The organism is Streptomyces solicamelliae, assembly GCF_045348655.1.
GTDB classification, from domain to species: Bacteria; Actinomycetota; Actinomycetes; order Streptomycetales; family Streptomycetaceae; genus Streptomyces; species Streptomyces solicamelliae.
The window spans coordinates 3,553,253-3,579,225 of sequence record NZ_CP160404.1 but is presented as its reverse complement, the minus strand read 5'-3'; the positions used below and the strand labels follow the sequence as shown (position 1 = coordinate 3,579,225).

Sequence of the window (25,973 nt, the reverse complement as noted above, 5' to 3'; positions counted from 1 at the left end):
GTGGCGGGTTCGGTGACTCTCACCCCACCCAACGGATCCTAAGGGTGATGCATTCCCGGATCCGCCGCGCGGCACGGCAAAGCGTCAGGTACGAGGGTAGGGGTGGGTCAGCAGCACGTCGGCCTTGGCACCGCCGCCGCCCTCGGCGCAGGAGGCGTCGAGGACGTACGCCTGGACCTGGGAGCTGTCCGTGGCGTGGGGGAGGACGACGAGATAGGCGCGCGTGCCCTGGTAGTCGCCTGGTTGGAAGGCGAGGACGACGGGGTCCGGCCGGTCGATGCCGGCGCGTACGCAGCCCGGCAGCGTGGAGTCCGCGTTGCGCATCGGGGTGTTGCCCTCGGACTCGGTGCTCATGGAGTCGGGTGCGACGCCCTTGGGGATGGTGCGGGACCCGTCGCGTCCCAGGAGTTCGTGGACGCGCTGGTCGATGCCCTCGCCGGAGAACCGGGCGTCCGCACCGCTCGCCGCGGCGTCGACCTTCTTGTCGCCGCTCTCCGCGGCGTTCTGCAGCCCGCCGGGCTGGAGGAGCAGCGTGCCCAGACCGAGGACGGCGGCGCCGAGGACACCACCGAGCACAGCGACGCGGCGGCGTCGGCGGCCGGACGGCCGTCCGGGGCCCGTGGCGGCCCGAGGGCGCCCTGCGGGGCGGTCGGCGGCCGTGGAGGGCACGGCCGAGGGTTCGGCTGCCGGAGCGTCGCTCTGAGCTCCGGCCGGTGTTTCACGTGAAACATGTGCCGCGGTGTCCGGGGCGGTGGCGCTGAGGAGCGCTTCGGCGGCGAGCGCGGCGTCGATCCGGCCCGCGATGTCGGCCGGCATCCGGGCGGGCCCGGGCAGCGTGCCGAGGAGGCCGCGGATCTCCTCCAGGCTGGTGCGCACGTCCGCGCAGAGGGCACAGCCGTCGAGGTGTCTGCGCACGGCGGATGTCCGCGCCGGCGGCAGCAGGCCCTCGGTGAGGTCGGAGATCTCCGAGACATCCGGGTGTTGTGTCGTGTCGGCCCTGCCGGTCGTGGATGTCACGCGCGCCCACCTCCGCCCTTCACAGCAGCTGGACCGTTGGGTCCCGTATCCGATCGCCTCGACACCGGTGGGACGGATGTCCCTGGCGTCCGGTTCCTTCCCCCGTCGGGAGGCTCGTTACCCCCTGTGTCCGTGCGCAGATGAGTGAGCAGCGGGACCAGTCGGGCCCGGCCGCGCGCACAACGGCTCTTCACGGTTCCGGTGGGGACGTCGAGGATGCGGGCGGCCTCGGCGACGGGGTAGCCCTGCATGTCTACCAGAACGAGCGCGGCGCGCTGGTCGGCGGGAAGTGTGGCGAGCGCCCGGAGCAGCTCCCGGTGCAGGTCCTGCCGTTCGGCGGGGGCCTCGGCGGACTCGTGGGGTTCGAGGAGCTGTTCCAGGCGGGTGGTGTCGTCGACGGGCGAGGTCTTGCGGGAGGCTGCCTTGCGGGCGCGGTCGAGACAGGCGTTGACGGTGATCCGGTGGAGCCACGTCGTGACCGCCGACTGGCCCCGGAAGGTGTGGGCGGCACGGAAGGCGGAGACGAGGGCGTCCTGGACGGCGTCGGCGGCCTCCTCGCGGTCCCCCAGGGTGCGCAGGGCGACCGCCCACAGCCGGTCCCGGTGCCGGCGCACGAGCTCACCGAAGGCGTCCGGGTCCCCGGCCACATGGCGCGCCAGGAGTTCCTGATCGCTGAGACCGCCTTGTTCGTCCACCGGTGAGCCCCCTCCCCTGCGCCGTCAGCTCGTGATCTTGATATCCGCGACCTGGCCGCGGTAACCACCGTCGGCACTCGGCAGTTCGGTCAGCCAGATGAGGACGTAGCGCGTCTTCACCGGCTTGTCCGGGGTGAGGGTCACATGGGAGCCCTTCTCCGATGCCTGGGTGGCGTAGTCACTGGGTGCGCCGGGTCGGGAGCCGGCGCTCTCGGGCGCGGTGCGCAGTTCGACCGCGGTGGCGCCCTCGAAGGTGACCTCGACCTTGCCGACCTGCTGGACCTTGCCGAGGTCCAGGACGAGGCCCACGCCTTCCTTCAGATTGCCGAGCTTGGGGTAGCCGCGATAGCTGCTGGTCGGCCACGAGGTGCTGGGATCGCCGTCGTAGGCGCTCTTTATCTGCGAGTGGTTCTCCGAGCCGTCGCCGAGCGGGTCGAAGTCGTAGGCCTCGACGATCTCGACCGGCCGTCCGGAGTTCTCGGGCTGCTTGTTCTCGGTGCTCTCCGGCTGCGTGGTCCGGGGCGGTTCCTTCTCCTTGTTGCGGTCAAGGAGCTTGTCGGCCACCTGCCAGCTGCCCAGGCCGAGCGCGGCGATGAGCAGGGCGGACACGGCCCACTTCAGGGCCTTGCCGGTGCGGGACTGCAGCGGGGCGGGCGGCTGCGGCAGCGGCTGCGTGACGGCAGGCCGGGTCTGCCGACTGCCGTACGTGCCCTGCTGGTACGTGGTGCGCTGGTACTCGGCCGGGGCCGGGAACTCGGGCTCCGGGGGCCGGATCCGCGGCATCGCCGCGACGGCCTTGGCGAGCTCGTCCGGCGTGGTGCAGGGCGGCTCCTGGCGTGAGGCCGTGGCGCCGTCGTTGGCCAGGGCGCGCATGGCGATCTCGGAGAGTCCGCGGTGCACGCCGGCTCGCACCTGGTCAGGGGCGATCAGACCGACGTCCTTGGGGAGTCCGCTCAGTCCGTAGGCGTCGTTGTCGTACGGCCAGCGCTGGGTGAGCGCGGCGTACAGCAGCGCGCCGATCGCCTCCGTGTCGGTGCGCTGCGGGCGCTCGGCACTGATGCCGCGCAGGGCGGCGTTCACGGCCAGGCCGCGGACCCGGTACTGGCCGGTGGAGCTGCGCAGTACGGCGCTGGGCGTGAGCCGGAGGTGGGCCAGGCCCTCGCGGTGGGCGGCGGCCATGGCCTGGGAGACCTGTGAGACGAGCTGGTACGCGTCGTGCGGCTCCATGGGCCCGGCCGCGAGCAGAGCGGTCAGCTCGGTGGAGTCCGGGAGCCACTCGTGCACCACGTAGACCAGGTCGTTCTCCTCGACGGCGTCGAGGACCTGGACGAACCGGGGGTCGCCGAGCAGGGCGGCGGACCGTGCGGCCGCCAGCACCGACCGGGCGCGCGGGTGGTCGGCGGGCAGCACATGCACGCCGACGGCCCGCCGGAGTTTCTCGTCGACGGCCCGCCAACTGCTGAAACCGTCCAGACGAGTGACGCACTCCTCCAGCCGGTACCGTCTGGCCAGTTTGTGGCCGCTGTGGAGTTCCGGCGCCTCGATGACGGGTTGTGGGTCGCTCCTCTTCCCGTCGTCGCCGCCGTCCGCGTCCGGCGCGGTCTTCTCCGTGTTGTCCTGCGTGTCCGCCACCCCGTCGGTCGCGGCCGTGTCCGCCTGGGCGGTCAGCGGGTCGTCACCGCTGTTGTCGGCCACGTCGACGGCAGCCGTGCTACGTTCCGCCACCGTCGTTCCTGCCTCCCCATCCGTTGCGCCACTTCCAACAGCCATGCCAATTGTGCCCACAGTCCGGCGCTATGCACGACACGCGGCGGCGGACGATGGTTGTGCGGAACCGATCGATCTAACGGCCGAGACGGCCGCGCACCATGCCGACCATGGAGTTGAGCTCCGCGATCCGCATCCGGCGGGCCGCGACGAAGAACAGTCCGAACAGCACCACGCTGCCGACGACGAGGGCCACCAGCGAGCCGAACGCGCCGTTGCCGAGCGTTTTCAGAAGGCCGAAGCCGACCGCGCCGGCCACCACCGCGGCGGGCAGTGAGGCCAGGCTCAGACGGGCGTAGGTGCGCAGTACGTGCACGCCGTCCAGGTCGCCGCCGAGCCGGTTGCGCAGCCGCTTCCAGGCGACGCCGACGCCCACCATGTAGGCGAGGCCGTAGGACGCGGCCATGCCGACGACCGCCCACTGCGAGGGCAGCACGAAGTAACAGGCCGCCGAGGCGGCCGCGTTGACGCCGGCGACGATGACCGTGTTGTAGAAGGGCGTCCGCGTGTCCTCGTAGGCGTAGAAGCCGCGCAGGACGACGTACTGGACCGAGTACGGGATCAGGCCGAGGCCGAAGGCCATCAGGATGAAGCCCATGCCCTGGGCGGCCTCGACGCCGCTGGACGCGTACAGCAGGGTGCACATCGGGACGCCGAGCGCCAGGAAGGCGAAGGAGACCGGGACGATCGCCACGGCGGAGTTCCGCAGGCCCTGCGAGATGTCGTCGCGGACCGCGCCCGGGTCGTCGTCGTGGGCGGCGCGGGAGATACGGGGCAGCAGCGCCGCCATGACGGAGACGGTGATGATCGCCTGCGGCATGCCCCAGATCAGCTGGGCGTTGGAGTAGGCGAGGAAGCCCGCGCCGTCCTTGCCGGAGGCCTCGCCCGCGGCGGTGGCCAGCTGGGTCACGACGAGCACGCCGGCCTGGTTGGCGAGGACGAACAGGACGGTCCACTTGGCCAGTTTGACGGTCTTGCCGAGGCCGTGGCCCTTCCAGTCGAATCGGGGCCGGAAGCGGAAGCCGGTCTCCCGCAGGTACGGGATCATCGCCAGGGCCTGGACGACCAGACCGAGCAGGGTGCCGATGCCGAGGAGGCGGATGCCCTCGTCCGGGATGGTGGTGACGCCCATGCGGGACTCCGCGGACGAGCCGTAGACCCAGATGAACAGGCCGAACGTCACGATCATCACGATGTTGTTGAGGACCGGGGTCCACATCATCGCGCCGAACTTGCCGCGGGCGTTCAGGATCTGACCCATCACCACGTGCACGCCCATGAAGAAGATGGTGGGCAGGCAGTAACGGGCGAAGGTGACGGCGACGCCGTTGGCGTCGGGGTTGTCGGCGATGGTGTTGGACATCAGCCGGATCAGCAGCGGGGCGGCGAACACGGCGACGGCCACGATCGCGCCGAGTGCCACCATGACGAGGGTGAGCAGACGGTTGGCGTACGCCTCGCCGCCGTCCTCGTCGTTCTTCATCGACCGGACCAGTTGCGGCACGAAGACCGAGTTGAGGCCGCCGCCGACGGTGAGGATGTAGATCATCGTCGGCAGCGTGTACGCGACGGTGAAGGTGTCGCCGAGCAGGGCGGCGCCGAGCGCACCGGTGATCACCAGGCTGCGGACGAAGCCGGTCAGCCGGGAGACGAGGGTGCCGGCCGCCATGACGGCGCTGGACTTGAGAAGTCCGGAGGCCCGGCCTCCCGACTTCTTCGGTGCGGGCGCGGGCATCGGATCCGGCTCCGGAGCGGGGGGCGGCACCTGGCCGCCGGGGGTCTGCTGGTCCCGGTACAGGTGCGCGAAGGCGTCCGGCTCGGGGGTCTCCTCGCCGGCCCGGGTCACCAGGTCGTCGACGCCGGTGAACTGGACCGAGCGGGCGTCGTCGCCGTACGGCAGGTGCCGGGACGGACCGTCGGGCTCGGGCGCCGGGGTCTGCGCCCACACCCGCGGGTCGGGCGCGTGCTGGGGCGAGGCCGGCTGCTGGTAGAGCGGCTGCGGGTCGGCGTAGGTGCCCGGCGGGGGCGGGGGGTGCGCGGCCCGGTCGTAGAGCGCCTCCGACACCGGGTCCTGGGCGGACAGGTCCTGCGCCCGGTACGGGTCGTGGTCGTAGGCGTCCTGGACGTAGGGGTCCTGCGCGTACTGGTCCTGCCCGTGCGGGGCCGGGGCCCCGGGCGGCGGCGCCTGGTCCTGGCCGGGCCCCGGCGGCGGCGCGGGCGTCTCGCCGGACGGCGTAGCTGCGCTGCCCGGGCCCTGGCCGCGGTCACCGTCGTACGGCGCGTTCATGCTTACCCCACCTCATCGTCCCCGGCCGACCGGCCACGACATCGCTCAACGGTCCACTTTCTCACCCGTGCCCGACGGGTCGCCGCTTTCGGGACCGGTGTCCGGCGTCGGGTCACTCGGCTGCTCAGGATCGTCGCCCTCCGCAGCCTCCGTCTCGCTCTCCGTCCCGTTCTCCGCGTCCTCCGACTCCGCAGCGGCCTCCGCCTCGGCGTTCCTGGCCGCGGCGCGCTTGCGCTGGGTGTACATCCGGATGCCGGCGAGCACCAGGAGCAGGACGCCGCCCGCGATGACCAGCATCACGGTCGGGGTGATCTCGGAGACCTTCACGGTGAAGGTCATCGGGCGGCCGTACGGCTTGCCGTCTTCGGTGTACAGCTGGGCGGTCATGGAGACCGGGCCGTTGGCGTTCGCCGAGGCGGTGAACTTCACCGACTGGCTGTGTCCGCCGTCGATCTTCACCGACGCTGCCGCCGTCTCGTCGCCGTCGTTGAGGTGCAGACGGGTCGGCTTGGTGGACGTGAGCCGGAGCTCCAGGTTGTCCACCCCCTGCAGCAGTCTGTTCTGCACGGTGACCGGGATGGTCGCGCTGCGGCCGGAGAGGGTCAGGTCGGACTTGTCGATCAGCCGGACCTCCTCGGTGAGGCTCTGCAGGTAGTCGAGAACCTCGATCCGGTACAGCGCGGCGGCGGGGGCCTGGCCACGCCAGGAGGTCGACATCATGCGGCTGATCGCGTTGCCGAACGGGGTCACCACGCGCTGCGGCATGGTGAGGATGACCTCGAAGCCGTCCAGCTCCTCCTGGGTCCTCTTCATGTCGCGGAACGCCTCGACCGGCAGTTCCCGCTTGCGCAGCTTCTGCGGGTACCGGGAGCTGCTCGGGACGTCCGTCTCCGCCCGGGGGTCCGGGCGGACCGCGGCCGCGGCGATCAGGTCCAGTGACCCCGTCCAGCGCTGCGCCGCCAGCCCTCGCAGCGCGGTCGCCATCGTCTGGGCCTGGGCGGCGGTCGGCATCCGCTGCGGGGCGACGACGATGCTGCGGGACTTGTCGGGGGCCTGCTGGGTGATGGCCAGCGTCTGGGCGAGGAAGCGCTGCACCGCGAGGGTGGAGTTCTCGGCCCGGGTCATGTCGCTCTGGAAGAGCGTGGAGAGCGTGGAGTCGGCGACGACCGCGGTGGTGCCGCCGCCGATCGGGCGGGCCGCCGTGGGCGTGTAGCTGAGGTCGTCGCGGAGGCTGTCGCTGCGGGCGATGACCTTGCGGGCGCCGGCCGAGGTGGCGACGTCCACGATGGCCGGGTCGACCGCGCCCTCGACCGGCCAGGCGAAGTCGGTGTCCGGCGTCACATGGAGGATCGTCTCCACGGTGGTCCTGGCGACCTCGGTGGCCGGCTTGAGCTGGCCCAGCGAGCCGGAGACATCCTTGCCCCGGTGGGCCAGGGAGGCGAGATCGGGGTCGGCGAAGGGCAGCGCGACCACCTTCTTGCCGGCCACCGCCTTCTCCAGGGAGCTCAGCCACTGCTCGGCGACCGCCTGGTTCCTGCCCTGCACCGTGTCGGTGCCGCTCTTGACGCTGTAGTTGTTCGTCATGGCGTCCACGGTGGCGAGCAGGTCCGGGTCGATCACCCAGGTGACCGGCAGTTCCTTGCCGAGCGCGACCATGCGCTCGAGCCGGCCGCCGGGGGCGAGCTCGGCGGCGAGGTCGTCGTTCTCGAAGACGGGCGTCTGCTGGTCGTCGGGGGCGGTCTCGGCGGAGACGCGGGCCGAGGAGATCAGCGGCCACAGGTAGGTGAGCTGGGTCTTCTTCGTGGTGGCCTCGGGCTGCCAGGGCAGGAAGGTCCGCTCGATGCCGAGGACCCGGTCGAAGCCCTGGGGGGAGGTGCGCCCGGTGAGGGAGACGCCGAGCTGGTAGACCCCGGGGTCGTCCAGGCCGAGCTTGGCGACCGGCACGGAGAGCGTGAAGTCCTTGCTGAGCCCGGAGCCCAGCTGCGGGATCTTGACGGTGTAGGAGCCGCCGAGCGGGGCCGGGTCACTCTCGGCCCGGTAGCCGGTGCGTCCCGCTGCCTCGTCGATCGAGCTGCGGTTGTCGAGCGAGGGACCCACGCGCAGGTCCACGGTCGCGGCGGTGACGTCCTGGCGGCCGTTGTTGGTCACCGTGCCGCTGATCGTGAGGGTGTCGCCCTCCAGCGGGGCGCTCGGCGCCAGTGTGTCGAGCGACACATCCACCGTCCGTGAGCCGGTGGGCTCCTTCTCGGCGACGGGCCCGGACGCGGGCGGCGGCGCGGCCGACGCGACGGGTACCTGGAGCAGGCCGGCCAGCAGCGGCGCCGCGGCCGCCAGAGAGGCCGTGCGCCGGAGCAACCGGCGGGCAGGTGAGGGAGAGGTCCCCTGGATGTCTGCCGCCTCGGCCACGCGTTCGCCCGTCCTCGTCGTTGTCTGTGGTGTCGGTGCTTGCCCGTGCTGTGTCCACGCATGGTAACGAGGCACGCTGTGGCGAAGTGCTGGGGACTGCTCCAGCAGTTGTGATCATCCTCGGTGGCGGGTGAAATCGGGGGCGCTCCGGGCGGTGCGGCCACGTACCCTTTTCTGTTGTGCCGAACGCCAACGAAGACAACCCGACTGCACTGAGCCAGGTGCAACGCCGCGCGGTCAGCGAGCTGCTGCGCGTCTCCCCTGCCGCCGACGACCTCGCGCGCCGTTTCCAGGAGGCGGGTTTCCGTCTCGCGCTGGTCGGCGGCTCGGTGCGCGACGCATTGCTCGGGCGGCTCGGCAACGACCTCGACTTCACCACCGATGCCCGTCCCGAGGACGTGCTGAAGATCGTCCGCCCGTGGGCGGACGCGGTCTGGGAGGTCGGGATCGCTTTCGGGACGGTCGGCTGCCAGAAGGACGCCCGGGTCGGGGACACGGTGCAGCGCTTCGAGATCGAGGTGACCACGTACCGCTCCGAGGCGTACGACCGGACCTCGCGCAAGCCCGAGGTCTCCTACGGCGACTCCATCGAGCAGGACCTGGTGCGCCGGGACTTCACGGTGAACGCGATGGCGGTCGCGCTGCCGGAGAAGGAGTTCATCGACCCGTACGGCGGTCTGGAGGACCTCGCCGCGCGTGTGCTGCGCACCCCCGGTACCCCCGAGGAGTCCTTCTCCGACGACCCGCTGCGCATGATGCGGGCCGCGCGCTTCGCCGCGCAGCTCGACTTCGAGGTGGCGCCCGAGGTCGTGGTGGCCATGAAGGAGATGGCCGAGCGCATCGAGATCGTCTCCGCGGAGCGGGTCCGGGACGAGCTCAACAAGCTGCTGCTCGCCACGTACCCGCGCAAGGGCCTCGGGCTGCTCGTGGACACCGGGCTCGCCGATCACGTGCTGCCCGAGCTGCCGGCCCTGCGTCTGGAGAGTGACGAGCACCACCGGCACAAGGACGTCTACGAGCACTCGCTGACCGTTCTGGACCAGGCGATCGCGCTGGAGGAAGCCGGCCCCGACCTCGTCCTGCGCCTCGCGGCCCTGCTGCACGACATCGGCAAGCCGCGCACCCGCCGCTTCGAGAAGGACGGCCGGGTCTCGTTCCACCACCACGAGGTGGTCGGGGCGAAGATGACGAAGAAGCGCATGACGGCGCTGAAGTACTCGAACGAGATGATCAAGGACGTCTCCCGTCTCGTCGAGCTGCATCTGCGTTTCCACGGCTATGGCTCCGGGGAGTGGACCGACTCCGCGGTGCGGCGCTATGTGCGCGACGCCGGCCCGCTGCTGACGCGGCTGCACAAGCTGACCCGCTCGGACTGCACCACGCGGAACAAGCGCAAGGCCGCCGCTCTGTCGCGGACCTATGACGGCCTGGAGGAGCGGATCGCCCAGCTCCAGGAGCAGGAGGAGCTGGACGCGATCCGGCCCGACCTGGACGGCAACCAGATCCAGGAGACCCTCGGGATCAGCCCGGGTCCGGCCGTCGGCCAGGCGTACAAGTTCCTGCTGGAGCTGCGCCTGGAGAACGGGCCGATGGAGCACGACCAAGCGGTCGCCGCACTCAAGGAGTGGTGGGCGACGCAGAGCTGACTCGCACCCGGTCGATGTTTCACGTGAAACATCGACGGGACGAGGTGAGTGCGGGGCGATGTTTCACGTGAAACATCGCCCCTCATGCTGTCCGGCGGAGGGACAGTGCCACGCCGGCGTACAGGACGGCGACCATCACGACCAGCGGTACGGATCGGCCGTCCGCAGGGAGGATCAGGGCCGCCACCCCGGCCGCGGCGACGAAGGCGACGTTGAACAGGACGTCGTAGAGCGAGAAGACCCGGCCGCGGTAGGCGTCGTCCACCGAGGTCTGCACGACGGTGTCCGTCGCGATCTTCGTGCCCTGAGTGGCCAGCCCCAGGACGAACGCGGCGATCATGAAGGGCACGGGCGCGAACGTCAGGCCCAGTGCCGGCTCCAGGACCGCGGCCGACGCGGCGCACACCGTCATCCAACCGAACGGACCCAGCCGCCCCACGGTCCACGGCGAGACCACCGCTGCGGCGAAGAACCCCGCACCCGAGACGGCGACGGCCAGCCCCAGAAGGGCGAGCCCGTCTGACTCGGTCTGGCCCCAGGAGTACCGGCAGAGCATCAGCACGGCCACCGTGAGCGCGCCGTAGCAGAAGCGCATCACCGTCATCGCGCCCAGCGCGCGTGCCGCCGGCCGGCGCTCGGCCAGATGGCGCAGCCCCTCCACCAGCCCTCGGGCGGTCGAGGCGATCGCGGCCGTGAGCCGGGGCTGCACCTGTCCCGGGTCGGGTCCGAGCAGAGTGCGGGGCATGCGCAGGGCGGCGAGCGCCGAACAGAGGTAGAGCGCCGCACCCAGGGCTACCACCGCCGCGTCGGAGTCGGAGGCGATCAGCCGTACGCCGAAGGCGAGGCCGCCACCGGCGGTGGCGGCCAGGGTGCCGGCGGTCGGTGACAGCGAGTTGGCGATGACCAGACGCTCCTCGTCCACGACCCGGGGGAGCGCGGCCGAGAGCCCGGCGAGAACGAAGCGGTTCACGGCGGTGACCGAGAGCGCGGAGGCGTAGAAGAGCCAGTCCGGGACGGGGGCGAGGATGAGGAGGGCCGTGCCGGAGGCGAGCAGGGCACGGAGCAGGTTGCCGTAGAGGAAGACCTGCCGGCGCTGCCAGCGGTCCAGGAGCACCCCCGCGAAGGGGCCGACGAGCGAGTACGGCAGCAGCAGCACCGCCATCGCCGAGGCGATGGCCGCGGGTGAGGTCTCCTTCTCCGGGGAGAAGACGACGTACGTGGCCAGGGCGACCTGATAGACGCCGTCCGCGCACTGGGACAGCAGCCGGACGGCGAGCAGACGACGGAAGTTCGTCAGGCGCAGGAGTACGCGCAGATCACGTACGACGGGCATGGCAGCAAGACTCACATACCGTGACGCGCAAACGGCAGAGGGTCCCCGGGCGTTTGCCGCGGGGACCCTCTGCCGTCGGTCACGACTCAGCGCTCCTGGGGAGTGCTCAGCGCTCGACCTCGCCCTTGATGAACTTCTCGACGTTCTCGAAGGCCTCGTCGTCGAAGTACTGCACCGGCGGGGACTTCATGAAGTACGAGGAGGCCGAGAGGATCGGGCCGCCGATGCCGCGGTCCTTGGCGATCTTCGCGGCGCGCAGGGCGTCGATGATGACACCGGCCGAGTTCGGGGAGTCCCAGACCTCGAGCTTGTACTCCAGGTTCAGCGGGACGTCGCCGAACGCACGGCCCTCGAGGCGGACGTAGGCCCACTTGCGGTCGTCCAGCCAGGCCACGTAGTCCGACGGGCCGATGTGGACGTTCTTGTCGCCCAGGTCGCGGTCCGGGATCTGCGAGGTGACAGCCTGCGTCTTCGAGATCTTCTTGGACTCCAGGCGCTCGCGCTCGAGCATGTTCTTGAAGTCCATGTTGCCGCCGACGTTCAGCTGCATGGTGCGCTCCAGGCGGACACCGCGGTCCTCGAAGAGCTTCGCCATGACGCGGTGCGTGATGGTGGCGCCGACCTGGGACTTGATGTCGTCGCCGACGATCGGGACGCCCGCCTCGGTGAACTTGTCCGCCCACTCCTTGGTGCCGGCGATGAAGACCGGGAGGGCGTTGACGAAGGCGACCTTGGCGTCGATGGCGCACTGGGCGTAGAACTTCGCCGCGGCCTCGGAGCCCACGGGCAGGTAGCAGACGAGGACGTCGACCTGCTTGTCCTTCAGGATCTGGACGACGTCCACCGGGGCCTCGGCGGACTCCTCGATGGTCTGGCGGTAGTACTTGCCCAGGCCGTCGTGCGTGTGGCCGCGCTGGACGGTCACGCCGGTCTGCGGGACGTCGCAGATCTTGATGGTGTTGTTCTCGCTGGCGCCGATGGCGTCCGCCAGGTCGAGACCGACCTTCTTCGCGTCCACGTCGAAGGCGGCCACGAACTCGACGTCGCGCACGTGGTAGTCGCCGAACTGGACGTGCATCAGACCCGGCACCTTGGTCGCCGGGTCGGCGTCCTTGTAGTACTCGACGCCCTGCACCAGCGAGGCGGCGCAGTTGCCCACGCCGACGATGGCTACGCGAACCGAACCCATTCCGGTTGCTCCCTGTGTGATCTCGGAGGGCCTGCTGGAGGCAGTCCCTCACTTGGTGGTGTCGTCGGACGGATCCGGCCGGGTACTGCCCCCGTGCCGGGGCAGGCCGCCCGTTTCTCCAGAAGTACTGTCGTCCCGTCGAGCGGGGTCCTCGGGGTTCTCGGGGCCGGATCGCCGGTCCCGTCCCGCCCGCTCGCTCTCGATGAGCTCGTTCAGCCAGCGCACTTCGCGCTCCACGGACTCCATGCCGTGGCGCTGCAGCTCAAGTGTGTAGTCGTCGAGGCGTTCACGCGTCCTGGCGAGGGAGGCCCGCATCTTCTCCAGACGCTCCTCCAGCCGGCTGCGCCGGCCTTCGAGGACGCGCATCCGCACCTCGCGCTCGGTCTGGCCGAAGAAGGCGAAGCGGGCGGCGAAGTGCTCGTCCTCCCAGCTGTCCGGGCCGGTGCGGGACAGGAGCTCCTCGAAGTGCTCCTTACCTTCCGCCGTCAGCCGGTACACGATCTTCGCCCGGCGTCCGGCGAGCGACGTCGCCAGAGCGTCCTCAGGGGCGCTGCCGGGTTCCTCGATCAACCAGCCGTTGGCGACCAGCGTCTTGAGGCAGGGATAGAGGGTGCCGTAGCTGAACGCGCGGAAGATCCCCAGCGAGGTGTTGAGCCGCTTCCGCAGCTCGTACCCGTGCATCGGGGCCTCGCGGAGCAGGCCGAGGACGGCGAACTCCAGGATTCCGGAGCGTCTGCTCATGCACCGCCTCCTCCGCCGCCGGGACTCATATGCCGTACTGATGTATCGGCTCGATACATCCTGACGATAGAACGGCCCTCCGGTCGCGACAAGTGGGGCTCGCGTGACCGGCGTCACATTGTCAATTCGGTGGAAGCGACTTGCCTGATTTGAGGTGAACTTCAGTCCTAGGCAGGTTTTGGCCGTGCGTAGTCTGTGCGGCATGCAGACCACCGGGAACCAGGAGGCACGGATGCACGTCAGTGCTCTCGATATACCGGCTGCAGTGGTGCGGATGAGCCCCTCCGGAGGCTTGTCCGTATTCATTTCGGGGGGACCGGAACCAGTTGCCGCTTCCAGGCCCATGCGCCTGCCCGAGGAGTAGTCGTTCGATGAGCGAGCACCGTCGCAGATCGCCGCAGCCGCAGCCGCCCGCCGGCGGAAGGGCAGCGGCCCGACGCGCCGCCCAGCAGCCGATGGGCAGAAGGCCCCAGGCGCGTGATGTCAGCACCGGGTCCGCGTCCTCGTCCTATGGCGAGGAGCCCCCTTACGGCGGCCGGGCTGCGGCCCGACGCGCCGCTCAGCGCGGCGGCGGCGGGAGACGTGCGGCCGGAGGCGGTGCGGGCGGCCACGGTGGCGGCGGCCGACGTGGCGGCGGAGGCGGCGGTTACGACGGCGGTCACGGCCGCGGCGGCGGTCGTCCGCCGGGCCGGAAGCGCATGATCGACTACCCGCGGTACGGGAAGTACGGCTGGCGTCGCTGGACGCCCTCCTGGAAGCTGGTCTCCGGCCTCACGCTGGCGTTCCTCGGCCTGCTGATGGGCGGGGCGACGATCGCGTACTCGATGGTGGTAGTCCCCAACGAGGACGATGCCGCCAAGGCGCAGAACAACATCTACTACTACGCGGACGGCACGCGGCTGGCCGCCACCGGTGGTGAGGTGAACCGCCAGATCCTCGCGTACGAAGCCATCCCGAAGGCGATGCAGGACGCGGTGGTCTCGGCCGAGAACAAGACGTTCTGGACCGACTCGGGCATCGATCCGATGGGCATCGGCCGGGCCGTGTTCAACATGGCCAGGGGCGGACAGACCCAGGGTGGCTCGACCATCACCCAGCAGTACGTGAAGAACAACCGGCTCGCCGACCAGTCGCAGACCATGACCCGCAAGGTCAAGGAGCTCTTCATCTCGATGAAGGTCGGCAACACGTACGACAAGCCCAAGATCATGGCGGGCTACCTCAACACGGCGTATTACGGCCGCGGCGCCTACGGCCTCCAGGCCGCGGCACGTGCGTACTACGACAAGGACGCCGACCAGCTGAACGTCAGCGAGTGTGCCTTCCTCGCGGCGGTGCTGAAGGGCGCCACGTACTACGACCCCGCGGGCGCTCCCGAGATCGACACGGAGGCGAGTCCGGAGAAGAACCTCGATCGTGCGACCAAGCGCTGGGACTGGATCCTCGGCGAGATGGTCAACGACGGGTCCCTGAGCGCCGCGGAGCGTGCCAAGTTCCCCACCTTCCCGGCGACGATCCAGCCGAAGAAGGACGCGGCGCTCATCGGCCAGACGGGCTACCTGGTGAGCCTCGCCAAGGCGTACTTCCTCAACAACAACGACAAGGGCATCACCGAGGAGCAGCTCGCCCAGGGCGGCTACGAGATCCACACGACGTTCGAAAAGCCGAAGGTCGACGCGCTCAACAAGTCCGTCCAGAAGATCCTCGACGAGTACATCGATCCCAAGAAGCGCCCCGAGTACGACACCCACGTCCAGTTCGGCGGTGCCTCGGTCAATCCCGAGACGGGTGCCATCGTCGCGATCTACGGCGGTGTGGACGCGACCAAGCACTTCACCAACAACGCCGACACGACCGGCGCCCAGGTGGGATCGACGTTCAAGCCCTTCGTGCTGGCTGCGGCCATGACGGACGGAGTCCGGGATCCGAAGGACCCCTCCATCCGGACGAAGGTCGACCCCGACAAGAGCCGCTACAGCGGCAAGCACAATCTCGTGGTCAAGAACTACGACGGTTCGATCTGGCACAACGAGAAGGGCGAGGAGTGGAAGCAGGCCAACGAGGGCGACGAGAGCTACGGGCCCATCAGTCTGCGCCGCGCGATGGTCAAGTCGGCCAACTCGCCGTTCGTGCAGCTGGGCATGGACGTCGGCATCGACAAGGTGCGTGACGCGGCCAAGAAGGCCGGGCTCAAGGAGGACTCGCTGGTCAAGGGTGAGGTCCCGTCGTTCTCCCTCGGTATCTCCTCCCCGAGCGCCATCCGCATGGCCGGCTCCTACGCCACCTTCGCGACCAACGGCGAGCAGCACGAGCCGTACTCCGTCGAGGAGGCGAAGAAGGCCGGTGTGCTCGTCTACAAGCACGAGGACAAGTCGACGCGGGCCTTCAGCACCGCCGTGGCCAGCAACGTCACGGACGTCCTGCGCTCCGTCGTCGACGACCCCGAGGGCACCGGCCGCAAGGCCGCCATTCCGGGACGTCAGGTCGCCGGCAAGACCGGTACGACCGATGACAACAAGTCGGCCTGGTTCGTCGGCTACACCCCGCAGCTGTCGACCGCGATCGACATGTACCGCTTCCCCGACGACGCGAAGAGCGGGAAGCGCGAGTTCCTGAAGATGTACAACACGGGTGGTCAGCAGACGATCCACGGTTCGTCGTTCCCGTCGCGGATCTGGAACGACTACATGACCCAGGCGCTCGTGGGCTCACCGGTCAAGAAGTTCCCCGAGCCGGAGAAGCTGACCGACGCCGAGGCCGTCTTCGGTGGCGGTGCCTCCAGCCCGAAGCCCACGCCGACGGACTCCCCCTCGGGCAGCCCGTCCGACATGCCGACCACGCTGCCGACGCAGCAGCCGTCCAACCGGCCCAAGCCCGGCAAGACCTGTGACGTGTGGGACTTCGACTGCAACACCACGGGCGGCCAGGACGGCGGCACGACCGACGGAGGGGCGACCGACGGTGGTACCACCGACGGCACCACCGACGGCAGTACCGGACTGCCCAGCGGCACACCCACCGAGACGGCAGGTCCAGGCGGCAACGGAAACGGCGGGAAGACAGACGGAGGCGGAGGCTTCTTCGGCGGAACGGACGGCTAGCCGCCGCAACCGCCACGAGCAGTGCCCTTGAGGGCCGCCGTGACCAGGACGTACACCCGTACGATCCCGGCCACGGCGGCCCTCGCCGCGTTCCCGGGTGCGTACGGCAGGATGTCCCCCATGCCGAGCCACCAGAACACCCGCCCGGGGCAGGACCGGCCCGTGGTGCAGCCCACCCGACAGGACGAGGTCGCCGCCGCGGGCAGCGAGCTGCTCGGCGGGCCCTTCGGACGCTGGGCCCGGACGGGCGGGCACTCCCTCACCCCGGTGCGCGTCATCGCCCTGGTGGCCATCGGGATGTTCGCACTCGGCATGGTGCAGAAGCTCCCCTGCTACAACTGGGCCTGGTTCCGCGGGGCCACCTCGCAGTACATGCACGCCTGCTACTCCGACATCCCGCACCTCTTCGTCGGGCGCGGCTTCGCCGACGGGCTGATCCCCTACTTCGACCGGCTCAGCGGCGACATGGAGTACCTCGAGTACCCGGTGCTCACCGGCCTCTTCATGGAGGTCGCGTCCTGGCTGACGCCCGGCGGCGAGGACCTGATGCACCGCGAGCAGATGTACTGGATGGTCAACGCGGCCATGCTGCTGATCTGCGCCGCGGTCATGGCCGTCTGCGTGGCCCGCACCCACCGCCACCGCCCCTGGGACGGCCTTCTGGTCGCCCTGGCGCCGGCCTTCGCGCTGACCGCCACGATCAACTGGGACCTGCTCGCCGTGGCCCTCACCGCCGCGGCCATGCTCATGTGGTCGCGCGGCCGTGCGCTCGCCTTCGGCATCCTCATCGGTCTCGCCACGGCGGCCAAGCTCTACCCGGTGCTGCTGCTCGGCCCGCTGTTCCTGCTGTGCTGGCGGGCGTGGAAGTGGCGGGAGTTCGGGGCGGCCCTGCTCGGCGCGGCCGCTTCCTGGCTGGTCGTGAATCTGCCGGTGATGGTCCTGGCACCGGTCGGCTGGAAGAAGTTCTACACGTTCAGCCAGGAACGCAACGTGGACTTCGGCTCCTTCTGGCTGATCATCACCCAGCGCACCGGCCGGCCGATCGCGCCCGAGACCGCCAACACCTACGCGATCCTGCTGATGCTGCTCGCCTGCGCCGGAATCGCCCTGCTGGCGCTCACCGCGCCGCGCCGGCCGCGGTTCACCCAGCTCGCGTTCCTGGTCGTCGCCGCGTTCATCCTCACCAACAAGGTCTACTCGCCGCAGTACGTGCTCTGGCTGATCCCGCTGGCGGCGCTGGCCCGGCCGCGCTGGCGCGACTTCCTGATCTGGCAGACCTGCGAGGTCATGTACTTCCTCGGGATCTGGACGTACCTGGCGTACACGACCAGCGGCAACAAGCAGGGCCTGCCCACCGAGGGCTACCAGTTCGCGATCCTGCTGCACCTGCTCGGCACGCTGTTCCTGTGCGCGATGATCGTCCGCGACATCCTGATGCCGGAGAAGGACGGGGTGCGGCGGGACGGCTCCGACGACCCCTCGGGCGGCGTCCTGGACGGCGCCGAGGACGTCTTCGTACGGGGCAGGGCGGCCCGGCCGGCCCGGCACGCGGCGCACGCCGTGGACGGGCCCCGGGTGGAGTGGGGACTCGCCGACGAGCTGCCGGAGGAGCCGCAGGACGCACGCGGGACCGAGGAGCCGCAGGATGCACGCAGGGCCGAGGGACCGCCGGACTCGCGCGGGACCGCGGGCCCCGTGGGGCCGGTGCCGGACTAGCGGTCGACCAGCCGGTCGTACTGGGTGGTCGTGTGGCGCAGGTGGGCGACCAGCTCGTCGCCGACCTTCGGCTCCTGGGCGTCCGAGGGCACGAACAGGATCGACACCTGCATGTGCGGCGGCTCGGCGAACCAGCGCTGCTTGCCGGCCCAGACGAAGGGCGACAGGTTCCGGTTGACCGTCGCCAGGCCCGCGCGGGCCACGCCCTTGGCGCGCGGCATCACGCCGTGCATGGCCTTGGGGGCCTCCAGGCCGACACCGTGCGAGGTGCCGCCGGCGACGACGACCAGCCAGCCGTCCGAGGCGGCCTTCTGCTGCCGGTAGCCGAACCGTTCCCCCTTGGCCACACGGGTGACGTCGAGCACCGCGCCGCGGTACTCGGTCGCCTCGTGGTCGCCCAGCCACAGCCGGGTGCCGATCCGGGCGCGGAACCGGGTCTGCGGGAACTGCTGCTGCAGCCGCGCCTGCTCCTCGGCCCGCAGATGGCTCACGAACATGGTGTGCAGCGGCAGCCGGGCGGCCCGCAGCCGGTCCATCCAGCCGATGACCTCCTCGACGGCGTCCGTGCCGTCGGTGCGGTCGAGCGGCAGGTGCAGCGCGAAGCCCTCCAGGCGCACGTCCTCGATGGCGGCGTGGAGCTGTCCCAGCTCCTCCTCGCGGATGCCGTGGCGCTTCATGGAGCTCATGCACTCGATGACGACGCGGGCGCCCACCAGGGCGTGCACGCCGTCCACCGACGAGACCGAGCGGATGACCCGGTCCGGCAGCGGCACGGGCTCCTCGCCGCGCCGGAAGGGGGTGAGGACCAGCAGATCGCCGCCGAACCAGTCCTTGATGCTCGCCGCCTCGTAGGTGGTGCCCACGGCCAGCATGTCCGCACCGAAGCGCGCCGCCTCGTCGGCCAGCCGCTCGTGTCCGAAGCCGTACCCGTTGCCCTTGCAGACCGGGACCAGGCCCGGGAACTGCTGGATCACGGACTTCTGGTGCGCCCGCCAGCGAGCGGTGTCGACGTAGAGGGAGAGCGCCATGGCCGGTCCGGAGCCTTTCTGCGGGGCGGTTCTGCGGGGCGTGCGTCAGAGACGTGTGCGAGCGACGTGCATGCGAGCTACGAGACTACGCAACACTCAGCGGCGCGACATGTAGATGTCGAGCGCCTTGTGCAGCAGCTTGTTCAGCGGGAAGTCCCACTCGCCGACGTACTCGACGGCCTCGCCGCCCGTGCCGACCTTGAACTGGATCAGGCCGAAGAGGTGGTCGGTCTCGTCGAGCGAGTCGGAGATGCCCCGCAGGTCGTAGACCGTGGCGCCCATCGCGTACGCGTCGCGCAGCATGCGCCACTGCATCGCGTTCGACGGACGGACCTCGCGGCCGATGTTGTCGGAGGCGCCGTACGAGTACCAGACGTGGCCGCCGACGACGAGCATCGTCGCGGCGGACAGGTTCACGCCGTCGTGGCGGGCGAAGTAGAGCCGCATGCGGTTGGGGTCCTCGGAGTTGAGGACGGACCACATGCGCTGGAAGTACGACAGCGGGCGCGGGCGGAACTTGTCGCGGACGGCCGTGATCTCGTACAGGCGCTGCCACTCGGCGAGGTCCTCGTAGCCGCCCTGGACGACTTCGACGCCGGCCTTCTCGGCCTTCTTGATGTTGCGCCGCCACAGCTGGTTGAAGCCCTTGAGGACATCGTCCAGGGAGCGGTTGGCCAGCGGGACCTGGAAGACGTAGCGGGGCTGGACGTCGCCGAAGCCGGCGCCGCCGTCCTCGCCCTGCTGCCAGCCCATACGGCGCAGCCGGTCGGCGACCTCGAAGGCGCGCGGCTCGACGTGGGTGGCCTGGACGTCCTTGAGGCGCTTCACGTCCGGGTCCTGGATGCCGGACTTGATGGCGGCCGCGTCCCAGCGGCGGATGACGACCGGGGGGCCCATCTTCACGGAGAAGGCGCCCTGCTGCTTCAGGTGCGCCAGCATCGGCTGCAGCCAGTCGTCGAGGTTGGGCGCGTACCAGTTGATGACCGGGCCCTCGGGCAGGTACGCGAGGTAGCGCTTGAGCTTGGGCAGCTGCCGGTAGAGCACCAGACCGGCGCCGACCAGCTCGCCGTTCTTGTCGAACCAGCCGAGGTTCTCCGAGCGCCACTCGGTCTTCACGTCCGCCCATGCAGGGACCTGGCAGTGGCTCGCCGCGGGCAGGCTCTGGATGTAGGCCAGATGCTGCTCTCGGCTGATGGTCCTCAGGGTCAGGCTCATGCGGGGCGCTCCTCGGCTGGTGTGTCCCCATCGGTCCAGGGGCTCCGGCTCTCGCGCGAAGCCTACTGTGACCCGGGGAGCGCCCCGAATGGCCGTGCGGCCCTCGGCCTGCGGGCTGCCCCGGGACGCCTCAGGCGAGGCCCCCGTAGAACATGCCGAGATAGAAGCCCACTCCGGAGGCGCCGAGTCCGACGATCAAGGCGAAGCGCTCCCTCGTGGTCACCGAGATGAACTGTCCGTAGGCCCCCGTCAGGATGCCGATCAGCCCGGCCCAGGACGCCAGCACGTGCAGATCGTGGAACTGCGCGGTGATGAAGGAGAGGACTCCGAGGAAGAGCGTCACCCCGACCAGCGTGTCCTGGAGCGGGTGCGGCTTGCCGTCGGTGGCGAAGAGGGAGTGGCCGGTGTTGGGTCGCATTGCCTGAGCCATGGGGCACCTCCTGGCGTGCCTGCCGGAAGGCGGCGCATCGTAGCGCCGCCCGTATCCGATGTGTACAGATTGCGTCCCCCCACCGCCGGATTTCAACCGGAAGCCGATGTGCGGGTACTCTGTACGGTCTGCGCCGGTGTCTGCCCGGGCCCGACTCGGGCTCCGACGTCGCCCCTCGCTCGCCGAGGGGGATTGTCAGTGGGCGCCGATACCGTCGCTACGCATCACGACCCTCCTGCCACGGAACGACCGTGGCCGCTGAGTCCAAAGGAGGTGGGTTCCACATGCGTCACTACGAGGTGATGGTCATCCTCGACCCCGATCTCGAGGAGCGCGCTGTCTCCCCGCTGATCGAGAACTTCCTCTCCGTCGTCCGTGAGGGCAACGGAAAGGTCGAGAAGGTCGACACCTGGGGCCGTCGTCGTCTCGCCTACGAGATCAAGAAGAAGCCCGAGGGCATCTACTCGGTCATCGACCTGCAGGCCGAGCCTGCGGTCGTCAAGGAGCTCGACCGCCAGATGAACCTGAACGAGTCGGTCCTCCGGACCAAGGTCCTCCGCCCCGAGACCCACTGAGCTTCTAGCTCAGAGGTCAACGGGTTCGAGTAGCACGTAAAAGCAGCCAAGCAATCCCGCCGAGAGGTTCACCCATGGCAGGCGAGACCGTCATCACGGTCGTCGGCAATCTCGTCGACGACCCCGAGCTGCGCTTCACCCCCTCCGGTGCCGCGGTAGCGAAGTTCCGCGTCGCGTCCACTCCGCGCACCTTCGACCGTCAGACCAACGAGTGGAAGGACGGCGAGAGCCTGTTCCTGACCTGCTCGGTCTGGCGTCAGGCCGCGGAGAACGTCGCCGAGTCGCTTCAGAAGGGCATGCGCGTCGTCGTGCAGGGCCGGCTGAAGCAGCGGTCGTACGACGACCGCGAGGGCGTCAAGCGCACGGTCTTCGAGCTGGACGTCGAGGAAGTCGGCCCCAGCCTGCGCAACGCCACGGCCAAGGTCACCCGCACCACCGGTCGCGGTGGTGGTCAGGGCGGCTACGGCGGCGGTGGGCAGCAGCAGCAGGGCGGCGGCGGCTGGGGTGGAAACTCCGGCGGCGGCCAGGGCGGGCAGCCCGCCGACGACCCCTGGGCGACCGGAGCTCCCTCCGGTGGCCAGCAGCAGGGCGGCGGGGGCGGCTGGGGTGGAAACTCCGGCGGCGGCTACTCGGACGAGCCTCCCTTCTAGGGCCCCGGCCCTCGAAGCAGCTCGTACCCCCACTTCTTGATCACACAGGAGAAACACCATGGCGAAGCCGCCTGTGCGCAAGCCTAAGAAGAAGGTCTGCGCGTTCTGCAAGGACAAGACCGCGTACGTGGACTACAAGGACACGAACATGCTGCGGAAGTTCATTTCCGACCGCGGCAAGATCCGTGCCCGTCGCGTGACCGGCAACTGCACGCAGCACCAGCGTGACGTCGCCACGGCCGTCAAGAACAGCCGTGAGATGGCGCTGCTGCCCTACACGTCCACCGCGCGATAAGGGAAGGGTGACCGAACAATGAAGATCATCCTCACCCACGAGGTCTCCGGCCTCGGTGCGGCCGGCGACGTCGTCGACGTCAAGGACGGCTACGCTCGCAACTACCTGGTCCCGCGTGGTTTCGCGATCCGCTGGACCAAGGGTGGCGAGAAGGACGTGGCGCAGATCCGCCGCGCCCGCAAGATCCACGAGATCGCGACCATCGAGCAGGCCAACGAGATCAAGGCTCAGCTCGAGGGCACGAAGGTGCGCCTGGCCGTTCGCTCCGGCGACGCCGGCCGTCTCTTCGGCTCCGTGACCCCGGCCGACATCGCTGCGGCGATCAAGACCGCGGGTGGCCCGGACGTGGACAAGCGCCGCGTCGAGCTCGGTTCGCCGATCAAGACCCTGGGCGCGCACCAGGTGTCCGTGCGTCTGCACCCCGAGGTTGCCGCGAAGCTCGGCGTCGAGGTCGTCGCCGCGTAACGCTGCTCCAGCAGTACAGAAGGGCCGCACCCTCGGGTGCGGCCCTTCTGGCATCTCTGGGCGAGTGTGTCCGGCCCAGGGCGATCCGGTCTGTTTCACGTGAAACCGGCGGTGTTTCACGTGAAACACCGCGTTCTGTGTCAGCGGGTGGCGCCGGTGACGATCCAGCGGCCGGAGCGTGCCCGCAGCCACAGGGTGAGCAGGCGGACGGCCATCATCAGGGTCATCGCCCACCACAGTGCGGTCAGTCCGCCACCGAGGGCGGGGACCAGGAGGGCGACCGGGGCGAAGACCGCCAGGGTCAGCAGCATCGCCCAGGCCAGGTACGGGCCGTCGCCCGCGCCCATCAGCACGCCGTCGAGGACGAACACCACGCCGGCGATGGGCTGCGAGAGCGCCACCACGATCAGCGCGGGGAGCAGGGTGTCGTGCACAGCGGGGTCGGGAGTGAAGAGCGGGACGAACAGCGGGCGGGCCAGGACGATGAGCACGCCGAGGACCACCCCGGAGACCACGCCCCACTGCACCATGCGGCGGCACGCCTGGCGTGCTCCGTCGGCGTCGTCGGCCCCGAGGTAGCGGCCGATGATGGCCTGGCCTGCGATGGCGATGGCATCCAGGGCGAAGGCCGTCAGGCTCCACAGGGAGAGCAGGATCTGGTGGGCGGCCACGTCGGCGTCGCCGAGCCGGGCCGCGACGGCGGTGGCGATCATCAGGACGGCGCGCAGCGACAGGGTGCGTACGAGGAGGGGGACCCCGGCCTGGGCGCTGGCCCGGATACCGGCGGCATCGGGGCGCAGGGACGCGCCGTGCCGGCGGGCGCCGCGGACCACGACGACCAGATAGGCGGCGGCCATGCCGCACTGGGCGGCGACGGTGCCCCAGGCGGAGCCGGCGATGCCCAGGCCCGCACCGTAGACGAGGGCCAGGTTGAGGAGTGCGTTGGCGGCGAAGCCGGCGACGGCCACGTACAACGGGGTGCGGGTGTTCTGGAGGCCGCGCAGGACGCCGGTGGCCGCCAGGACGACGAGCATGGCCGGGATGCCGAGGCTGGAGATACGCAGATAGGTGACGGCGTACGGGGCGGCGGTGTCCGAGGCCCCGAAGAGTCCGACGAGCCAGGGGGTGGCGGGCAGGGTGACGGCGATGACGGCGGCGCCGAGGAGGAGGGCGAGCCAGATGCCGTCCATGCCCTGGCGTATCGCGGCCTGGAGGTCGCCGGCGCCGACGCGCCGGGCGACGGCCGCGGTGGTGGCGTAGGCGAGGAAGACGAACACGCTGACGGCAGTGGTGAGCAGGGCGGCCGCGATGGCGAGACCGGCGAGCTGCGGGGTGCCGAGGTGGCCGACGATGGCGCTGTCGACCATCACGAACAGCGGCTCGGCGACGAGCGCGCCGAAGGCCGGGACGGCGAGGGACACGATCTCGCGGTCGTGCTGCCGGCGGACGGCCTTCGGGGTCGCGGGGGCCTGGGTCATGGGCACAATCTAATCTTCCACAGGTAAGAGATGCAATCGTTCAGTGGTCCTTACCAAATGCTGGACCGGGGCCTCAGGTGTGCGCTGTTTGTTCTGATCTTGGCCCGGTGGCGAAAGTTTTTCTCCCCCACAGCCCGTGGATGGAAAAACCGCTGGTCAGATGGGTGTCGGCGTCGCTGGTATGAACTTGTCCACATGACTGTCCCCCGCTCCGTGCACAGGTTCCGGCGGGTTCTCCACAGCATCTGGGCGTTCACCCACAGGCCCTGTGGATAACCAGATTGGCTGACGGTGCCCGCGGGCCTACCGTGGTCCGGCGCCCGACGCGCCAGAAGCGGAGTCAAAGCCTCTTGTTTGTCCGAGCCGTGGCGTAAGAAAGAGTGGCACGGAGAGGTCCGCGGTGCGGACGGGAGGAGGTGGCTTGGTGAGCATTCCCGAGCCCTTGGACGACCCCTGGGCGGACACCGGACCCAGTGACCGTCTGCCCGTCACCCGGCAGCGCGGCGACGGCCGGGGACGCGGCCGGGGACGTGACGACCAGCACGACCGGGGCCCCGAGGGCGGCCCCTGGGACGGCGGTCTGTCGGCCTTCGAGCGGGTGCCCCCGCAGGACCTCGACGCCGAGCAGTCCGTGCTCGGCGGCATGCTGCTCTCCAAGGACGCCATCGCGGACGTCGTGGAGATCATCAAGGGCCACGACTTCTACAAGCCCGCGCACGAGATCGTCTACAGCGCGATCCTCGACCTGTACGCGAAGGGCGAGCCCGCCGACCCCATCACGGTCGGCGCCGAGCTGACCAAGCGCGGCGAGATCACGCGCGTCGGCGGCGCCTCGTATCTGCACACCCTGGTGCAGTCCGTGCCGACGGCCGCCAACGCCTCGTACTACGCCGAGATCGTCCACGAGCGCGCGGTGCTCCGCCGTCTGGTGGAGGCCGGCACCAAGATCACGCAGATGGGCTATGCCGCCGACGGCGACGTCGACGAGATCGTGAACTCCGCCCAGGCGGAGATCTACGCGGTCACCGAGCAGCGCACCACCGAGGACTACCTGCCGCTCGGCGACATCATGGAGGGCGCGCTCGACGAGATCGAGGCGATCGGCTCCCGCAGTGGCGAGATGACCGGTGTGCCCACCGGGTTCTCCGATCTCGACCAGCTCACCAACGGGCTGCACCCCGGGCAGATGATCATCATCGCGGCGCGTCCCGCCATGGGTAAGTCCACGCTCGCGCTGGACTTCGCCCGGGCGGCCTCCATCAAGCACAACCTGCCCAGCGTCATCTTCTCCCTCGAGATGGGCCGCAACGAGATCGCGATGCGTCTGCTCTCGGCCGAGGCCCGGGTCGCGCTGCACCACATGCGCTCCGGCACCATGACCGACGAGGACTGGACCCGGCTGGCCCGCCGGATGCCTGACGTCTCCCAGGCCCCGCTCTACATCGACGACTCCCCGAACCTGTCGATGATGGAGATCCGCGCCAAGTGCCGGCGGCTCAAGCAGCGCACCGGCCTGAAGCTGGTCATCATCGACTACCTGCAGCTGATGCAGTCCGGCGGCTCCAAGCGGGCCGAGAGCCGGCAGCAGGAGGTCTCGGACATGAGCCGTAATCTCAAGCTCCTCGCCAAGGAGCTGGAGCTGCCGGTGATCGCGCTCTCGCAGCTGAACCGTGGCCCCGAGCAGCGCACCGACAAGAAGCCCATGGTCTCCGACCTCCGTGAGTCGGGTTCCATCGAGCAGGACGCCGACATGGTCATCCTGCTCCACCGCGAGGACGCCTACGAGAAGGAGTCCCCGCGCGCGGGCGAGGCCGACATCATCGTCGGCAAGCACCGAAACGGTCCCACGGCCACCATCACCGTCGCCTTCCAGGGCCACTACTCCCGCTTCGTGGACATGGCCCAGACCTGACGCACCCACCTGGGGGAAGCCGGTTCG

The 25,973-nt window shown here is 69.9% G+C and carries 22 protein-coding genes; 9 read left to right on the top strand and 13 right to left on the bottom strand.

All coding sequences use genetic code 11. The annotated features are described in order from the left end of the window. Window positions 1–84: 84 nt before the first annotated feature. The 5 genes from ABZO31_RS16595 to ABZO31_RS16575 form a co-directional block, all read right to left on the bottom strand. Window positions 85–1,017 carry a hypothetical protein gene (locus ABZO31_RS16595; RefSeq protein ID WP_406862006.1) on the bottom strand — a complete coding sequence of 311 codons (933 nt, stop codon included), beginning with the start codon at window positions 1,015–1,017 and terminating at the stop codon, window positions 85–87. Further along, entirely contained in the window at window positions 1,014–1,712 is a 699-nt protein-coding gene (sigM, locus tag ABZO31_RS16590) for an RNA polymerase sigma factor SigM (protein ID WP_406862005.1), read from the bottom strand. Before sigM ends, ABZO31_RS16595 begins: the two co-directional genes overlap by 4 nt. Before the next feature lie 24 nt (window positions 1,713–1,736). After that, complete coding sequence (locus tag ABZO31_RS16585) at window positions 1,737–3,437, bottom strand: serine/threonine protein kinase (RefSeq protein WP_406862004.1); 1,701 nt, start codon at window positions 3,435–3,437, stop codon at window positions 1,737–1,739. Between the two features lie 118 nt (window positions 3,438–3,555). Next, window positions 3,556–5,766, bottom strand: coding sequence for a murein biosynthesis integral membrane protein MurJ (gene murJ, locus ABZO31_RS16580; RefSeq protein ID WP_406862003.1), 2,211 nt, complete (start codon window positions 5,764–5,766; stop codon window positions 3,556–3,558). Between the two features lie 45 nt (window positions 5,767–5,811). Further along, complete coding sequence (locus ABZO31_RS16575) at window positions 5,812–8,172, bottom strand: DUF6049 family protein (protein ID WP_406862002.1); 2,361 nt, start codon at window positions 8,170–8,172, stop codon at window positions 5,812–5,814. A 179-nt stretch (window positions 8,173–8,351) separates the two neighbouring features. On the opposite strand from ABZO31_RS16575, the gene ABZO31_RS16570 reads away from it, so the two are divergent. Beyond that, window positions 8,352–9,818 carry a CCA tRNA nucleotidyltransferase gene (locus ABZO31_RS16570; protein ID WP_406862001.1) on the top strand — a complete coding sequence of 489 codons (1,467 nt, stop codon included), beginning with the start codon at window positions 8,352–8,354 and terminating at the stop codon, window positions 9,816–9,818. Window positions 9,819–9,900: 82 nt separating this feature from the next. On the opposite strand, the gene ABZO31_RS16565 is transcribed toward ABZO31_RS16570, so the two are convergent. From ABZO31_RS16565 to ABZO31_RS16555, 3 genes are all read right to left on the bottom strand, one after another. Next, window positions 9,901–11,151, bottom strand: a complete 1,251-nt coding sequence (locus ABZO31_RS16565) for an MFS transporter (RefSeq protein WP_406862000.1) — start codon at window positions 11,149–11,151, stop codon at window positions 9,901–9,903. Between the two features lie 106 nt (window positions 11,152–11,257). After that, window positions 11,258–12,340, bottom strand: coding sequence for an inositol-3-phosphate synthase (locus tag ABZO31_RS16560; RefSeq protein ID WP_406861999.1), 1,083 nt, complete (start codon window positions 12,338–12,340; stop codon window positions 11,258–11,260). A 48-nt stretch (window positions 12,341–12,388) separates the two neighbouring features. Beyond that, window positions 12,389–13,081: a PadR family transcriptional regulator gene (locus ABZO31_RS16555; RefSeq protein ID WP_406861998.1), complete on the bottom strand. Its 693-nt coding sequence runs from the start codon at window positions 13,079–13,081 to the stop codon at window positions 12,389–12,391. 510 nt (window positions 13,082–13,591) lie between these two features. Between ABZO31_RS16555 and ABZO31_RS16550 the strand changes: the two genes are divergently transcribed. Both ABZO31_RS16550 and ABZO31_RS16545 read left to right on the top strand, forming a co-directional pair. Continuing rightward, a complete protein-coding gene (locus ABZO31_RS16550) occupies window positions 13,592–13,783 on the top strand; it encodes a hypothetical protein (protein ID WP_406861996.1) in 192 nt (63 codons plus the stop codon). Next, on the top strand, window positions 13,780–16,182 hold the full coding sequence (locus tag ABZO31_RS16545; protein WP_406861994.1) for a transglycosylase domain-containing protein: 2,403 nt from the start codon (window positions 13,780–13,782) through the stop codon (window positions 16,180–16,182). Before ABZO31_RS16550 ends, ABZO31_RS16545 begins: the two co-directional genes overlap by 4 nt. Here the strand turns inward: ABZO31_RS16545 and ABZO31_RS16540 are convergent. Further along, window positions 16,179–16,304 (bottom strand): hypothetical protein, encoded by a 126-nt coding sequence (locus ABZO31_RS16540; protein WP_406861993.1) that lies wholly within the window; start codon window positions 16,302–16,304, stop codon window positions 16,179–16,181. The genes ABZO31_RS16545 and ABZO31_RS16540 overlap by 4 nt on opposite strands. Between ABZO31_RS16540 and ABZO31_RS16535 the strand changes: the two genes are divergently transcribed. Next, on the top strand, window positions 16,303–17,898 hold the full coding sequence (locus ABZO31_RS16535) for a glycosyltransferase family 87 protein (protein ID WP_406861992.1): 1,596 nt from the start codon (window positions 16,303–16,305) through the stop codon (window positions 17,896–17,898). The two genes, ABZO31_RS16540 and ABZO31_RS16535, sit on opposite strands and share 2 nt — an antisense overlap. Here ABZO31_RS16535 and ABZO31_RS16530 read toward each other — a convergent pair. The 3 genes from ABZO31_RS16530 to ABZO31_RS16520 form a co-directional block, all read right to left on the bottom strand. Further along, window positions 17,895–18,926: an alanine racemase gene (locus ABZO31_RS16530; RefSeq protein WP_406861991.1), complete on the bottom strand. Its 1,032-nt coding sequence runs from the start codon at window positions 18,924–18,926 to the stop codon at window positions 17,895–17,897. The genes ABZO31_RS16535 and ABZO31_RS16530 overlap by 4 nt on opposite strands. A gap of 96 nt (window positions 18,927–19,022) precedes the next feature. Then, window positions 19,023–20,141, bottom strand: a complete 1,119-nt coding sequence (locus ABZO31_RS16525; protein ID WP_406861990.1) for a lipid II:glycine glycyltransferase FemX — start codon at window positions 20,139–20,141, stop codon at window positions 19,023–19,025. Window positions 20,142–20,271: 130 nt separating this feature from the next. Then, window positions 20,272–20,571, bottom strand: a complete 300-nt coding sequence (locus ABZO31_RS16520) for a hypothetical protein (protein WP_406861989.1) — start codon at window positions 20,569–20,571, stop codon at window positions 20,272–20,274. 284 nt (window positions 20,572–20,855) lie between these two features. Here ABZO31_RS16520 and rpsF point away from each other — a divergent pair, with 284 nt between their 5' ends. The 4 genes from rpsF (at window position 20,856) to rplI (ending at window position 22,556) form a co-directional block, all read left to right on the top strand. Further along, the gene (rpsF, locus tag ABZO31_RS16515; RefSeq protein WP_004950685.1) at window positions 20,856–21,146 is read left to right on the top strand and encodes a 30S ribosomal protein S6; all 291 of its coding nucleotides are present in this window, start codon (window positions 20,856–20,858) and stop codon (window positions 21,144–21,146) included. Window positions 21,147–21,220: 74 nt separating this feature from the next. Continuing rightward, complete coding sequence (locus ABZO31_RS16510) at window positions 21,221–21,796, top strand: single-stranded DNA-binding protein (protein ID WP_406861988.1); 576 nt, start codon at window positions 21,221–21,223, stop codon at window positions 21,794–21,796. 58 nt (window positions 21,797–21,854) lie between these two features. Next, window positions 21,855–22,091, top strand: a complete 237-nt coding sequence (gene rpsR, locus ABZO31_RS16505) for a 30S ribosomal protein S18 (RefSeq protein WP_005315025.1) — start codon at window positions 21,855–21,857, stop codon at window positions 22,089–22,091. Between the two features lie 18 nt (window positions 22,092–22,109). After that, complete coding sequence (gene rplI / locus ABZO31_RS16500) at window positions 22,110–22,556, top strand: 50S ribosomal protein L9 (RefSeq protein ID WP_386400776.1); 447 nt, start codon at window positions 22,110–22,112, stop codon at window positions 22,554–22,556. Window positions 22,557–22,696: 140 nt separating this feature from the next. On the opposite strand, the gene ABZO31_RS16495 is transcribed toward rplI, so the two are convergent. Continuing rightward, window positions 22,697–24,034, bottom strand: a complete 1,338-nt coding sequence (locus tag ABZO31_RS16495) for an MATE family efflux transporter (protein ID WP_406861987.1) — start codon at window positions 24,032–24,034, stop codon at window positions 22,697–22,699. Between the two features lie 424 nt (window positions 24,035–24,458). Here ABZO31_RS16495 and dnaB point away from each other — a divergent pair, with 424 nt between their 5' ends. After that, on the top strand, window positions 24,459–25,946 hold the full coding sequence (gene dnaB, locus ABZO31_RS16490; protein ID WP_406861986.1) for a replicative DNA helicase: 1,488 nt from the start codon (window positions 24,459–24,461) through the stop codon (window positions 25,944–25,946). Window positions 25,947–25,973 lie beyond the last annotated feature (27 nt).

Excerpts from the sequence above, each read along its gene's own strand:
- murJ (WP_406862003.1), bottom strand. The coding sequence starts at position 5,766 with ATGAACGCGCCGTACGACGGTGACCGCGGCCAGGGCCCGGGCAGCGCA.
- ABZO31_RS16565 (WP_406862000.1), bottom strand. The coding sequence starts at position 11,151 with ATGCCCGTCGTACGTGATCTGCGCGTACTCCTGCGCCTGACGAACTTC.
- ABZO31_RS16560 (WP_406861999.1), bottom strand. The coding sequence starts at position 12,340 with ATGGGTTCGGTTCGCGTAGCCATCGTCGGCGTGGGCAACTGCGCCGCC.
- ABZO31_RS16555 (WP_406861998.1), bottom strand. The coding sequence starts at position 13,081 with ATGAGCAGACGCTCCGGAATCCTGGAGTTCGCCGTCCTCGGCCTGCTC.
- ABZO31_RS16550 (WP_406861996.1), top strand. The coding sequence starts at position 13,592 with ATGGCGAGGAGCCCCCTTACGGCGGCCGGGCTGCGGCCCGACGCGCCG.
- ABZO31_RS16545 (WP_406861994.1), top strand. The coding sequence starts at position 13,780 with ATGATCGACTACCCGCGGTACGGGAAGTACGGCTGGCGTCGCTGGACG.
- ABZO31_RS16535 (WP_406861992.1), top strand. The coding sequence starts at position 16,303 with ATGCCGAGCCACCAGAACACCCGCCCGGGGCAGGACCGGCCCGTGGTG.
- ABZO31_RS16540 (WP_406861993.1), bottom strand. The coding sequence starts at position 16,304 with ATGGGGGACATCCTGCCGTACGCACCCGGGAACGCGGCGAGGGCCGCC.
- ABZO31_RS16530 (WP_406861991.1), bottom strand. The coding sequence starts at position 18,926 with ATGGCGCTCTCCCTCTACGTCGACACCGCTCGCTGGCGGGCGCACCAG.
- ABZO31_RS16525 (WP_406861990.1), bottom strand. The coding sequence starts at position 20,141 with ATGAGCCTGACCCTGAGGACCATCAGCCGAGAGCAGCATCTGGCCTAC.
- ABZO31_RS16520 (WP_406861989.1), bottom strand. The coding sequence starts at position 20,571 with ATGGCTCAGGCAATGCGACCCAACACCGGCCACTCCCTCTTCGCCACC.
- rpsF (WP_004950685.1), top strand. The coding sequence starts at position 20,856 with ATGCGTCACTACGAGGTGATGGTCATCCTCGACCCCGATCTCGAGGAG.
- ABZO31_RS16510 (WP_406861988.1), top strand. The coding sequence starts at position 21,221 with ATGGCAGGCGAGACCGTCATCACGGTCGTCGGCAATCTCGTCGACGAC.
- rpsR (WP_005315025.1), top strand. The coding sequence starts at position 21,855 with ATGGCGAAGCCGCCTGTGCGCAAGCCTAAGAAGAAGGTCTGCGCGTTC.
- rplI (WP_386400776.1), top strand. The coding sequence starts at position 22,110 with ATGAAGATCATCCTCACCCACGAGGTCTCCGGCCTCGGTGCGGCCGGC.
- ABZO31_RS16495 (WP_406861987.1), bottom strand. The coding sequence starts at position 24,034 with ATGACCCAGGCCCCCGCGACCCCGAAGGCCGTCCGCCGGCAGCACGAC.